13 protein-coding genes are annotated in these 13,245 nt (G+C 46.1%); 2 read left to right on the top strand and 11 right to left on the bottom strand.

All coding sequences use genetic code 11. The features are described from left to right. The 5 genes from COW15_RS02600 to COW15_RS02580 all read right to left on the bottom strand — a co-directional run. Positions 1-449 (bottom strand): Rnf-Nqr domain containing protein (locus COW15_RS02600; protein ID WP_293629635.1); only part of this gene is annotated, 449 nt, incomplete at its 3' end. Positions 450-458: 9 nt separating this feature from the next. Continuing rightward, positions 459-1,079, bottom strand: a complete 621-nt coding sequence (locus COW15_RS02595) for an NADH:ubiquinone reductase (Na(+)-transporting) subunit D (protein ID WP_293629634.1) — start codon at positions 1,077-1,079, stop codon at positions 459-461. Next, positions 1,076-1,870 carry a Na(+)-translocating NADH-quinone reductase subunit C gene (locus tag COW15_RS02590; protein ID WP_293629632.1) on the bottom strand — a complete coding sequence of 265 codons (795 nt, stop codon included), beginning with the start codon at positions 1,868-1,870 and terminating at the stop codon, positions 1,076-1,078. The genes COW15_RS02595 and COW15_RS02590 overlap by 4 nt, the downstream gene beginning before the upstream one ends. Continuing rightward, positions 1,860-3,110 (bottom strand): NADH:ubiquinone reductase (Na(+)-transporting) subunit B, encoded by a 1,251-nt coding sequence (locus tag COW15_RS02585; RefSeq protein WP_293629630.1) that lies wholly within the window; start codon positions 3,108-3,110, stop codon positions 1,860-1,862. Before COW15_RS02585 ends, COW15_RS02590 begins: the two co-directional genes overlap by 11 nt. Then, the gene (locus COW15_RS02580) at positions 3,110-4,480 is read right to left on the bottom strand and encodes a Na(+)-translocating NADH-quinone reductase subunit A (protein ID WP_293629628.1); all 1,371 of its coding nucleotides are present in this window, start codon (positions 4,478-4,480) and stop codon (positions 3,110-3,112) included. Before COW15_RS02580 ends, COW15_RS02585 begins: the two co-directional genes overlap by 1 nt. 453 nt (positions 4,481-4,933) lie before the next feature. On the opposite strand from COW15_RS02580, the gene COW15_RS02575 reads away from it, so the two are divergent. Both COW15_RS02575 and COW15_RS02570 read left to right on the top strand, forming a co-directional pair. Next, positions 4,934-5,974: an NADP(H)-dependent aldo-keto reductase gene (locus COW15_RS02575; RefSeq protein WP_293629627.1), complete on the top strand. Its 1,041-nt coding sequence runs from the start codon at positions 4,934-4,936 to the stop codon at positions 5,972-5,974. 123 nt (positions 5,975-6,097) lie between these two features. Next, positions 6,098-6,514, top strand: a complete 417-nt coding sequence (locus COW15_RS02570) for a VOC family protein (protein WP_293629626.1) — start codon at positions 6,098-6,100, stop codon at positions 6,512-6,514. Positions 6,515-6,618: 104 nt separating this feature from the next. Here COW15_RS02570 and dbpA read toward each other — a convergent pair whose 3' ends face one another. The 6 genes from dbpA to COW15_RS02540 all read right to left on the bottom strand — a co-directional run bounded on the left by dbpA (position 6,619) and on the right by COW15_RS02540 (position 12,889). Next, positions 6,619-8,028, bottom strand: a complete 1,410-nt coding sequence (dbpA, locus tag COW15_RS02565; protein WP_293629625.1) for an ATP-dependent RNA helicase DbpA — start codon at positions 8,026-8,028, stop codon at positions 6,619-6,621. A gap of 270 nt (positions 8,029-8,298) precedes the next feature. Continuing rightward, the gene (locus COW15_RS02560) at positions 8,299-9,171 is read right to left on the bottom strand and encodes a pirin family protein (RefSeq protein ID WP_293629624.1); all 873 of its coding nucleotides are present in this window, start codon (positions 9,169-9,171) and stop codon (positions 8,299-8,301) included. Positions 9,172-9,697: 526 nt separating this feature from the next. Next, positions 9,698-9,928 carry a hypothetical protein gene (locus COW15_RS02555; RefSeq protein WP_293629623.1) on the bottom strand — a complete coding sequence of 77 codons (231 nt, stop codon included), beginning with the start codon at positions 9,926-9,928 and terminating at the stop codon, positions 9,698-9,700. A 655-nt stretch (positions 9,929-10,583) separates the two neighbouring features. Beyond that, the gene (locus COW15_RS02550) at positions 10,584-11,522 is read right to left on the bottom strand and encodes a DUF2971 domain-containing protein (RefSeq protein ID WP_293629622.1); all 939 of its coding nucleotides are present in this window, start codon (positions 11,520-11,522) and stop codon (positions 10,584-10,586) included. A gap of 397 nt (positions 11,523-11,919) precedes the next feature. Next, positions 11,920-12,435, bottom strand: coding sequence for a TIR domain-containing protein (locus COW15_RS02545; RefSeq protein WP_293629621.1), 516 nt, complete (start codon positions 12,433-12,435; stop codon positions 11,920-11,922). Positions 12,436-12,517: 82 nt separating this feature from the next. Further along, positions 12,518-12,889, bottom strand: coding sequence for a DUF4440 domain-containing protein (locus COW15_RS02540; RefSeq protein ID WP_293629620.1), 372 nt, complete (start codon positions 12,887-12,889; stop codon positions 12,518-12,520). Positions 12,890-13,245 lie beyond the last annotated feature (356 nt).

The following is a 13,245-nucleotide window of genomic DNA, read 5'->3' as shown; positions in this document are numbered from 1 at the left end:
GATCCCATGGCAAACACCGCCGATTCCGCAAAGTTATAATCACGGTTCGCCATGAAGATCACCCCCGCAAAAATCGCGCAGTTTACGGTGAGCAGTGGCAGGAAGATCCCCAGGGAGTCATACAGGCTTGGAATGTACTTATCCAAAAACATCTCAAGGATTTGCACTAGAGCCGCGATCACGCCAATAAAGGTAATCAACTGCAGATAGCTTAAATCAATGCTGGCTAAGCCCGCCCAAGATAAAGCACCGGGTGCGAGAACCTTCACATAGATCAGTTGGTTTAGCGGCACGGCTAAGGTCATCACCACCACCACAGCCACACCTAAGCCAAAGGCGGTGGACACCTTTTTAGACACGGCCAAGAAAGTGCACATACCGAGGAAGAACGACAGCGCCATGTTGTCGATAAAAGTGGCCTGCAAAAATAGATTTATATAGTGTTCCATATCTGCTCCTTAACCCCGTTTTCGCTGGATCACATTGATGGTCCAGATCAGCACACCGATCAGGAAGAAAGCGCTCGGCGGTAACTTGAACATCTCGTTCGGTAGGTACCAGCCGCCGTTTTCAATGGTGGTCAACACGCTATGGCCGAATAAATTGCCCGTTCCTAACAGCTCACGTACAAAGGCCACACTGATCAAAATCAAGCCATATCCCGTCGCGTTACCCACGGCATCCACTACGGCTAAGTGCGGTGGATACTTCATGGCAAAGGCTTCGGCGCGGCCCATAATGATGCAGTTAGTGATAATTAAGCCAACAAATACAGAAAGTTGCTTAGATAACTCATAGGCTACATCCTGCAATACCATATCGACGATAATCACCAAGGAGGCGATAACCGTCATCTGGGCGATGATCCGCACACTGTTTGGGATAAAGTTACGGATGGCGGAGATGATCAGGTTAGAGAACACCAGTACGAAGGTTACCGCCAGTGTCATCACCACAGCGGTTTGCATTGAGTTACTGACCGCCAGCGCCGAACAGACCCCCAGCACTTGCATCGCGACCGGGTTATTGGCAAACACTGGCCCAGTTAGCATGTCCCGCATGGATAAAGTGTTGCTCATTTTGCACCTCCCAACTCACCTTGCACTGCTGGCGCCTTTAACTGGTTGAAGAAGGTTTGAAAGCCTTCAACACCAAACCAAAATTCCATTGCCCGCTGTACGCCACGGCCCGTCATGGTCGCGCCGCTCACCGCATCCACACCGTGGATATCGCCTTCTTTAGCGCCGCCTTTAACGAGGCGCATTGCAAACTGGCCTTTCTCGTCAAATAGTTGCTTACCCTTCCATAGCGATAACCAGTGTGGGTCAGTCACAAAGTCGCCAATACCTGGGGTTTCACCGTGTTCATATACGACCAGTCCCTTGATGGTATTAAAGTCAGGCTCGACGGCCACATAGCCGTAAATCATCGACCAGAGACCTTTACCGTAGAAGGGCACGACCACGCTCGCTAACTTGCCGTCGGCATCTAAAATTTTAAACACGCGGGCATCGTTGGCGCGGGTCTTGATCTTAGCGATATCCTTTTTCGGTGCATTTGAGGTCTCAGGGTTAATCGCCGCCATACGCTCATCGAAATCGAGTACATTGGCGTCTGAATCCACTTTGCCCGTGTCGAGATTGATCAATAAGGGTTTAACGGATTTAGCAAAAATCTCCCTAAACTCATTGCCTTGGCCTAGGCTCACATCGGCGGCTATCAACACATAGCGTTGCAATTCATCACGCTTTTTCGCTAATTTACGTTCCTTCAATACGCCTGCTGTGCCGGTGATCATAAAGGAGCACAAAAGGCAGAGCGTAATAGTGAAGACCATGGTCCCCACCACAGTATCTTTCTTAAATACCATGACGTTTTAATCTCCGTTTAATGTTGGCACGGGCCACCAGATAATCGAACAGCGGCGCCCACAGGTTGGCAAACAGAATCGCTAACATCACGCCCTCCGGCATTTTGGGGTTCGCCACACGGATAAGCACAGTCATAAAACCAATCAGCGCGCCGTAGGCAAATTTCCCTGGACGAGTGTAGGAGGTCGTCACGGGGTCGGTCGCCATAAACATCATCGCCAGCGCAAAACCGCCAGTAACTAAATGCCATGTCCAGGGCATTGCCATCATTTGGTTAGTGCTTGAGCCGATAACATTACATAAAGTGGCAGTGGCTATCATGCCTAGCATAACGCCGACCACAATACGCCAGTCGGCTAGGCGAGTCAGGATCAACAGCAAACCACCCAGCAATACCGCCAGCGTGCTGGTTTCACCAATCGCACCCACGGTAAAGCCGAAGAAGTTATTCCACCAATTGGGATCGCTAAAGGCGCTATACCAAGCGTAATCGGCAAACTCCAGCTTGCCCGCCGCCGCTTGTGCCAACGCCGTTGCCCCGGAAAATCCATCAACCGCGACTAACTGCTTAACGGTAGCGACTTCGGATGGATAGGCGAAATAGATAAAGGCAAGACCCGCCAGCGCAGGATTGAGGAAGTTATACCCCATGCCGCCAAACAGCTCTTTAGCCACGACTACCCCAAAACTAATGCCCATAGCCACCAACCAGAGCGGAATTGAAACGGGCAAAATTAAGGTAAACAGCAGTGCGGTAACGAAGAAGCCTTCGTGCAACTCTTGGCCGCGCACCCGCGCAAACACCACCTCCCAAAATAAACTGGTGAGCAATGCCGTGAGGTAAATCGGCAAATAAAAGCTAAGACCATAGAGGAACAAGCCAAGCATGCCAGTCTGCTCCGTTAAGCCGCCGCTTAGACCATTAAACAGAGCGAGCTTCCAAGAATCCGGTGTGGTTAAACCGCTTGCTAGTGCAATTTGAGCCTGTAAGCCTACGTTATATAAGCCAAATAAAATGGCTGGCAATAAACACAGGCCCACTAAGGTCATGGTACGTTTAACATCAATGGCGTCACGTACGTGCACTTTTCCCTTAGTGCTGCGGCCACTGGCGATCACCAATGAGCGCACAAAGCCCTTCATGGATTTGCCTGTAGCGTAATACTCTTCTTGTAAATCAGTAGTTTGCTGTAAATCTGGGGCTTCTTGTAAATCAGGTTTTTTAGATTGTGTCGTCATTAACCTTCCCTCTCGATAACATCTAGACAGGCACGTAATTCTTTACCGAAGTCATATTTGCCAGGACATACAAAGGTACAGAGTGCCAGATCTTCTTCATCTAGCTCCAATGCGCCTAGGGCCTGCGCCTCATCGGTATCTCGCACCACTAAGTCACGAACTAACAAGGTGGGTAAAATATCCAGAGGCATCACGCGATCGAGCTGACCAAAGGCCATCATGGCTCGGGGTGAACCGCCCTGGTGGGTGGTAAATTCGAAGGACTTAGTCAAGCCAAATAAACGGGACGTCACCGCACGGGTGATAGAGAACTTATCCGAACCACCCCGTACCCAAGGCAATACATGGTGCTCGGCATCTTCGGCGAGTACCGACACTTGGTTATGGAAACGTCCTAAAAAATCATGCACATCTTTGGCGGTATGGCCGGCTAATACCGAGCCAGAAACCACACGGTTATGGCCGGGTTTGATTTCATCCGCCACGAGCGAACTTAACTGAGCGCCAAGCTGAGTGCGCAGTAAACGGGGATTGAGTACGCTGGGGCCGCCCAAGGCGACGATACGGTCGGTATATAACTCACCGGTTTGGAATAATTTGCCGTAGGCGATAACGTCTTGATAGCCGATGTGCCAGACTTGACGCTCGATGCTGACGGGCAAGGTGAAATGAATATGAGTACCAACTAGTCCCGCAGGATGTACCCCGGTAAAACGACGCACTTCAACCTTAGGTAAACCGGCGTCCACTAAGGCCTCGCCCTTATCTTGGCAGAGGTAAACCTTACCTTGGGTTAAGCGAGTCAGCACTTGTAGCCCAAGCTTAAAGGCATCGGCTTGCTCGGCAATGATTAAGCGGGGCTCGGCGGCTAAGGGATTAGTATCCATTGCGGTCACAAAAATTGCCGCAGGTTGAGTGTCAAGCTCAGGCACCCTAGAGAACGGACGGGTACGCAGCGCAGTCCATAGGCCACTCTTAACCAATTGTGCCTGTACCACATCCGCAGAAAGCACTTGCACATCGCCGTGAATATCGAAACGGATCTGCTCATCGGCGTCTAAGCCATTACAGCGGATAACTACAGATTGCAACACCCGACGCTCACCGCGGTTTATCGCCACAATTTCACCACTCGCGGGGGCCGTAAATAACACGCCCTTGGTCTTTTTATCCTCAAACAAAGGTTGGCCTTTTTTGACCCTATCACCCACTTCAACCAACATAGTCGGTTTTAAACCGACATACTCCTCACCGAGCAGTGCCACTTGGGATGGCCTGTTACCGGGTTCGATGATCTGCCTAGGCTCACCCGCAATTGGCAAGTCTAGGCCTTTTTTGATCGTGATAATTTGGTTTGAAAGATCTGCCATCACAAATATCAACCATGAAAATTTTTAGATAAATTTAGGGTAGAGGTTTGTTAATGGATATTCCGGTATTGGCGTCACATTCCGCCGCAAATTCGTAAGTTAGATACAAAATTTCACGCCATTTTGTGACATTGATGCACATCTGCGCGGACATCTGCGGGCAAATGTAGTTTTATAACAATTTATTCATAAATAGCTTACCGCGGCTTTGCTGCGTCTAAGATCATCAGAAATAAGCAAAAATCCAGGTTTGGAGGCTTGTTGGCAACATAAGCGCTAAAAACACCACTTAGTGTCTAAAATTCAACCTGCCATGCGCGTTAAAATGGTGCAATATCGCCCTTATTCATTGATTGTTTTTCACCCAGTAGCATTTAGCCACATGCTTTAACCTTTGCTTTACCGCAAAAGCTTGATAGCCTCGAACTAAGAAGATTTTCGTAGGGGAAATAGATGGAATACAGACGCATACCGCATTCTAATCTCGAGGTCAGCAAAATTTGTTTGGGCACTATGACTTGGGGCGAACAAAATACCCAAGCCGAGGCGTTTGCCCAACTGGACTACGCCATAGGCAATGGCATCAATTTTATTGATACAGCAGAAATGTATCCTGTGCCGCCTAAACCTGAAACCCAGGGCGAGACTGAGCGAATTCTGGGGCAATATATCAAGGCCCGAGGTAACCGTGATGACTTAGTTATCGCCACTAAAATTGCCGCACCGGGTGGCAAGAGTGACTATATTCGCAAGAATATGGCACTGGACTGGAACAATATCCACCAAGCGGTCGATGCCTCACTCGAACGCCTGCAAATCGATACTATCGATCTCTATCAACTCCATTGGCCCGATCGCAACACCAACTTCTTTGGCGAACTTTTTTACGACGAGCAAGAGATAGAGCAGCAAACGCCGATCCTCGAGACGCTTGAAGCCCTCGCCGAAGTCATTCGCCAGGGTAAAGTACGCTATATCGGCGTGTCGAACGAAACCCCGTGGGGCTTAATGAAGTACCTACAACTGGCCGAAAAACACGGCTTGCCGCGGATTGTGAGTGTGCAAAATCCCTATAACTTACTCAATCGCAGCTTTGAAGTGGGCATGAGTGAAATCAGCCACCGTGAAGAATTACCGCTGCTGGCTTACTCGCCTTTAGCCTTTGGCGCCTTAACGGGCAAATATTGCAACGGCCAATGGCCAGAAGGCGCGCGTCTAACCCTGTTTAAGCGCTTCGCCCGCTACACGGGTTCGCAAATGGCCCTCGATGCCACGGCAGCCTATGTGGATTTAGCCCGTGAGTTCAAACTCACGCCGGCGCAAATGGCGCTAGCTTTTGTTAACTCACGTAAATTTGTCGGCTCAAACATCATAGGTGCCACGGATCTTTATCAACTTAAAGAAAATATCGACAGCTTAAAAGTCACTCTATCGCCTGAGTTGTTAACGCGATTAAACGAACTGTCCGATCAATTTAGACTTCCCTGCCCTTAGTCTCTTGAGCCAGTGACAGACTTACGCTACTGATTGATGTTTTATGCTATCGCAGCGGTATCCCGACCGTTGCGATAGCGATTACAATAGCCCTTGTAATAGACATCAAAACTCGAGAAAAAGATGAAACAGGCGATTGTCCATATTGCACTCGTAGTAAGAGACTACGATGAGGCGATTGATTTTTATGTCAATAAACTCAAATTCGAATTGATTGAAGACAGCTATCAGCCCGAACAGGATAAACGCTGGGTAGTAGTAGCTCCGCCCAATTCCCATGGTACTGCCCTACTATTAGCCAAAGCCTCCAAGCCAGAGCAAGTGCCTTTTATCGGCAACCAGGCCGGTGGACGGGTGTTTTTATTTTTAAATACCGATGATTTTTGGCGCGATTATGAGCATATGCAGTCGATTGGGATCCATTTTATTCGCGAGCCACAGGAGCAGGATTACGGCACAGTCGCCGTATTTGAAGATCTCTATGGCAATCGCTGGGATTTATTGCAGCTCAGCCCTAATCACCCCATGGCGAAAAGATAACTACGGCGAAGTTCTAAACTCTTCCCTTTGAATGACATATAAAAATGCCACACATCTTAGATGAGTGGCATTCGTAGCGACAAGCTATCTTAAACTTGATGGGCTTACTTCATCGGCCATGCGCGGTAAGATTTCCCCTTAATGCGGCCGCTAGTCAGCTTGTTCAGCGCTTTCTTGGCAACCTTACGATTAACGGCCACATAGGCGCGGTAATCCGTGACTTGGATTTTACCCACCTGTGAGCCTTCGATACCGTTTTCACCCGTCAGTGCGCCTAAGATATCCCCAGGGCGAAGCTTTTCCTTTTTACCGCCATCGATCTGCAGAGTGATCATGGTTGGCGCGGCAGGCGTGTTGCCGAGCAGGCTTTCAGATGGCAATGATTCGCTGCTGATTTCGCGATCTAAGTACTCTTCTAACAAGGCAATTTTGTAACCGTCTTGGTCGTTATAGAAGGTATAAGCGGCGCCCTTACTGCCCGCACGGCCAGTACGGCCGATACGGTGAATATGTACTTCGGTATCGTAGGCCACGTGGTAGTTAAATACGGCATCTAGCGCATCGATATCTAAACCACGGGCGGCCACATCGGTCGCCACCAGCACACAGGCGCTCTTGTTAGCAAATTGCAACAGGGTTTCGTCCCTGTCGCGCTGTTCTAAATCACCGTGCAGCGCCAGGACGCTAAAACCTAAACCTTCGAGTTCATCGGCCACTTTTTGGGTTTCGCGCTTGGTATTACAGAACACTACGGCGCTTTCAGGCTTATGTTCTAGGAGCAATAATTGCAGCGCTTGCATGCGCGCCTTATCGTCATCTAACTGATAAAAGTGCTGTTCGATGGTGTTTTTTTCATGGGTAACCGCCGCCTTTACCATGGTAGGGTTATACATGATTTGCTTAGCAATCGATTGAATTTGCTCGGGGAAAGTTGCACTAAATAGCAATGTCTGGCGCTCACGCGGGGCCTGCTCAATAATCGCATCCAAGGCAGGTTGGAAGCCCATTTCTAACATGCGATCGGCCTCATCGAGCACTAACATGTTGAGGTTGCTTAAATCTAAGCGATTGCGATCTAAGTGATCGACGATACGCCCCGGCGTTCCGACAATAATATGCGCGCCATGTTCCAATGAGCCAACCTGTGGCCCCATAGGCACACCGCCGCAAAGTGTCAGTACTTTAACGTTATGAATACCGCGGGCAAGGGTGCGGATTTCCTGCGCCACTTGGTCGGCCAACTCACGGGTCGGGCACAGGACTAAGGTTTGAATGCGAAAGCGCTTAACGTCTAACTTGTTCAGTAAGCCTAGACCGAAGGCCGCCGTTTTACCCGAACCAGTTTTCCCCTGACCAATCACATCCTCACCCGCCAGAATGGGCGGCAAACTTTGCGCCTGAATTGGCGTCATTTCGTTGTAGCCCATTGAAGAAAGGTTCTCAAGCAGTTCGGTTTTTAGCTTAAGAGTCGAAAAAGCCAGTGATGGAGTAGGCTTAGTATCTGAGTTGCTCAAGGTGAATATCCTGTGGTGGGTAACGAAGCGGCTGCTAGGTTACTGAAATTGCGTTACTTATCGATTAAACGGGTCTATCAAGATTCAGGTTAGTTTTAGACTAGATTTAAGATCTGCGCTCGCTCAACCCAAAAGCACGGCTATTGTAACAACAAAGCGCGGCTTTTGCCTCAAGTCCTTAAACAATAGAAATAGTAGGCGTGCACAGCAGCAAAAAGCCCTGCGGGAATACAGGGCTTAGGATTAGCTCAGTGCGGCAAACTTAACAGATTAAGCGATTTGGCCGAAGCGCCCTTCTTGATAATCGCGGATCGCCTGCTGAATTTCCGCTTGGGTATTCATCACAAAGGGCCCCATTTGGACGATTTTTTCACGGATAGGTTTACCCACAAACAGTAGCATTCCTGCCCCGCGTTCATCGGCCTTAAGCTGCAATGGCGTTTGGCTATCGAGCACTAAAAACTCGCCCTGCTCATATTGATTTACAGCAGATGACCACTGTGAGCCTTCGCCCTTACTCAAGCCGCCTTGGTAAATATAGAGTGCGGCAAACTCATGCTTGGATAAATCGAGCAGCGCTTCGCCATTGGCGTTTATCATCAAGTCGGCAATCGCCGCCTCACCCGCTAACCCTTGAATTGTGGCACTTATCGTGCTCTGACCAATAAAGGCCCAATCCCCCGCCAAGGCTTTTAGGGTTGCGCCAGTATCATTGGTCGCTTCAACGCTCGCGCTAGCCGCAGTATCTTGGTACTTCGCTGGACGCAATTTATCCTTGGCAGGCATGTTGACCCAAATTTGGAACCCATGCAGACCATCGAGCGCATCGGCCAATGGCATTTCAGAATGCACTACACCGTAACCCGTGCTCATCCACTGCACATCACCTGCACGAATCGCCTTCACATTGCCCATTTGATCGCGATGTTCAAAACCGCCCTTACGGATATAGGTAAAGGTTTCCATCCCACGGTGGGGATGGGCGGGAAAACCACCGATAAAGTCCTGTTCATCATCGGATTTAATCTCATCCATCATCAAGAAAGGATCAAATTTAGTCGTCACAAAATCGGCGACACGGCGAATATTGACCCCATCGCCATCCATCGCGGCTTTGGCGGAAAACTGATGTAATACTTTCATGGTGCTCTCCTATCGGTTGAGCAAAGCGGTGCGTGAAACGCCAAAATACTGTGGCTAACTCAAGACGCAAACGCTTTGCTGATGGAGGCAGAATAACAAGGAAGTTTACAAAAGAATAACGCGAAATCCCGGCCTAAACATTCGAAAAAATAGAATGGTTGGGGTTGAAGAAAAACATGCCTCAATCAAACAAAGCCATTTAAATACAATTAGTTAAAACAAAAATCGTTGGAGATGTTTTTTAGAAAAGCGGGAGTACTCTGACCCGTAGCACAGCATTAATTGCCATTGTCTCCCCAGTGACACGCCGTGGATATATCCCTATAGGCTCGACGGCGACATCCATGTCGCCAACGGTCACTGGTGCTTCAATGGCAATTCTCACACCCCATACAACTGTTTCGTCATCTAAAAAGATATAGAGCAAAAGCGAGTTTGATTCTTAGCTTAATTCATGACTATCGAATTAGAATATCGATGTAACGCTCAAAGCAGCGGCGCGGTACGCGTCGGCTGGCTTTGCTTGTTATGTTTTTAATTTATTGAGTGTTATTTTTTTGTGAGTATCGGCATACTCTGACAAAAACGGTTGATGACCAGCCCAAGGGCCAAACTTTTCAACTAGAAAATCAAAATAACACGCTGCAACTTTAAACCCTTCATCTAGCCTGGGTACAGATTTGTATTCACCTACGTTTCGATGTGCGGAATAGGTGTTTCGAAAATGACACACCCCCTCACGTAGGACTTCCAACATTCAGAATCACCTTTGAAAATACTTATTATTAACCTTCTAACGCATTCAGTAAAACCATCAGATTTTGAAGAATTTTTCCAGTGTAGTTCGTTGTCATCAGTTCCAAATACCTTACACCACTTAATAATCAGATCGTTAAGAGTTACGTTGTTCAAATGAATCCAAAACTCTTGGTCTTCATTGTGATCTTTAAGATGTTCAGACACTACTTTGAAAAATGCGTAACTTTGAGCATATTCGATTAAGAGTGTCATCTGGTTTGCAATTACTGATTCATCAAATTGATACACGAAACCTTCCTAAAACATAACAGCTTATTATCTGCACTTATAATAAAACAAAAACCGTAATTGGCCGAACAATGAAATTCTATGGGTAAATATGCCTGTAACTTAGCATCCATCACTGTGAGTTTCCAACATTTTCTAATGCAGAAAACCAAAACTTTATATACTGAGAAGTATTTTGGCGCGGCATGTAAATCCGGGAACATAAAAACAATTACTTTCAAATAGTTAATATTATTCTAAATAATGGAAAACGATGCTATTTTGGCTCCTTTTCCCCAAGGACTGTTACTTTTTAAATCGAAAGCGATAAAACAGGTCGCCAACGTTCACTGATGCTTCAATGGCAATTCTCATGATTGATTCTTTCACCCATTTAGTAAAACCAATTCTCGTTTGTATGTAGTGGGATTCAGCATGATTTTCTTAAAAAGAATATCAGGTTTTTCTAGTGAGACTTTGCTAATAATTTCTTTTATCACTTCATCAGGAGTTTTTATTCCAAAAATAACTCCTGTAATAGAACCACTAATTTTTATTTTTGAGTTTGTTGTTAGGTTTCTAGAGAATGGAGGATAAGCTTGAATAACAGACATAATCCTCCACTCCTCTTCTCCTCGCCATTCCCTCGTTTTCATATAAAGAGTTTTTACAAGCTCCTCCCCACTAAAACTAACTGGGTTTAGTATTGGTAACACGTCTGAATACTCCACTGGGTGCAAATTTAAATGAAGCCAATTTTTGTCACATTCATATTCAATACATATTCCAGCATGATCTATTACTCCATCTATAGGATGATAATATTTAGCATAGTTTGCCCACATTGAATAATTTACGGGATCTGTAGTAAAAGAAGCTATTCTAACAATATTTTCTAACACACTCCTTGTATGTTTAACAATATTCTCAGGAACTGCCCCCCCATCACTAAGTACACGTTCAGTATTAAACGCTGCTTGGGAGTTAATTTTTAGGATTGGCAAATCTCCTTGAATTGACTGTATAGCATCTTTCCAAAAAGAATATATTTCTTTCCTTTCCCCCTCAAACTTCATAAGAAATCGTCCCTCATCTGGATCGTTCAGATCTTTTAACCCTGCCAAAAATATAGCTTCCTCTAAAATTTCAAAATTTATTAGCCTTTCATCCATCACTTTAGGAACAATAGACCTATATCTATAAAGCTTTTTTGGTAGTGCGCCCGTATACTCCATCATCAATGGTTCACTATTTGATATTTCTTTCCACACAGTTATACCCTCAAAAGCTATTTCATCATCAATTTTTAATTTTAATAATAACAATAGAAAAATCACTTTCACTAATTAACAGGGAAATTAAAATCACATAAAAACTAAAAGTAGCAAATCGGGCCACCAAAGTTAAAACAATAACATAATGTGTTTTTGGTTTACCTTCAAGCAATGGGAATAGGGACTGATAAAAAAAGAGGGGTTCAAGACTTATCTGAGTCCAGCAAGGGCTCGGTATCCCCCCTTGTCTAATGCTGAACCAAAGCATAGCCGGAGATTAACTGCTACGCCATTTTAGGTTGGGTGTCTAAGCAGTTCTTTAAAAAAGAGACCTTAGCACCCTCAAATTCTCAATCAGCTATTTGTATAATAAAGTGTCAACAACCAGCATCGGGCTTGTTCAACACTTGGGATAAGGTCGCGGGTACGCGCGGCCTATCCTTATTTGTTATGCAATTTGCTCACAAATGCCATCTAGGAAATTCAAGACTTCAGTGCTGTCTTTAGCTATGTTTCTAAGTTTCGTAAAATCCACATACTGATATTTATTAACAACCTCCGATGATGCAGAATTCAAAATGACTGCATCTTTATCTGAATCAGAAAATTGGCTGGCGAATCCTTTTGGGCATGCTCTATACAGAATAGGGTGTATCCTCACTTTAGCTTCCATTGCCCAGACAACTTCTTGAATACACATTTTGCTGTTGAAGTAAGACGGCGAAAGTATACAAACGAAAATATCTGCTTGCTTCACTTTATTCTCTAAAATCTGCCGCCATTCTGAGCCCCATGTCAGACCTGTTATGTCTTGAAAAATGTCTATGTCATCTCCGAGACATTGACTTGCAACGATTTCAAATTGATTAAGCAATTGAGTTACATGATTGGGCTTTGCATCATCTCTCTTCGCATAACTCCAAAATATTTTCATCAAAACCTCATTATTTAAATCATATTGCATAACGACCCGCCACACAGGCGAGCAAACTGTTGCGGGTCCATCGCCGCAGGCGCGGTGTGCTGGCGTTTGTTAGGGCAACTAGCTAGAATGGAGCGCATGTTGTCCCTTGATGATAAATCATTTGCCACTGACCGCTCGCACTCCGACGCCAGATTGAACACCTCTGCGAGTAGGCTGGTGATACTTGTTCAATTCTTAACACCTCTGCTTTGTATAATAACTGAGCGCAATCTAGACCAAGCAATCGCAACTCATAATCTCTCGCAGTTATCTCAGGCGCAACTTCAGTTGGTAAACGCTTCAAAACGTCAGACTTACCAAATCGTAATCCTGAAGCATTAATCTCAGTGAAATCATCCGAAATTAACTCAGTAAGTTCAGTTAAGGAGCTCCGAACATTCGGTTGAAACAACCACTCCTCAAGCTCAATCAATGTACTTTTCAAGTCTTCCACAGGAGCACCCTAACGCCTTAACGTCTTAGTATTTATGCACTGCGCTGTTTTCAGGGCATAAATCGCTTGTTGGACTTGGCCGCTGCCACATCCATGTCAATTGGTACAAATGATGCTATAGGAATTTGCTTTTTTGCGGTAGCGGTTTTTATACAGTTTGATGGGTAATTACTTGATATCGCTTTACATTTTCCGTTCTTTCACGCTTATTTTTTGCTGATTAATCACTATCTAACGACTCAAAACCCCAAGGAATACACCTCCCCTCGGAGTTGCCGCAGGGCGAATAGACAAATTGCGTGAGTTCGGTCATGGATGACCGACTAGCTTTCGCAGGTGCAGGGACGCATCCTTCG

Origin of the sequence: Shewanella sp. CG12_big_fil_rev_8_21_14_0_65_47_15 (genome assembly GCF_002783505.1) — a bacterium.
Classification (GTDB): domain Bacteria; phylum Pseudomonadota; class Gammaproteobacteria; order Enterobacterales; family Shewanellaceae; genus Shewanella.
This window is presented reverse-complemented; position numbering and strand designations above follow the sequence as displayed.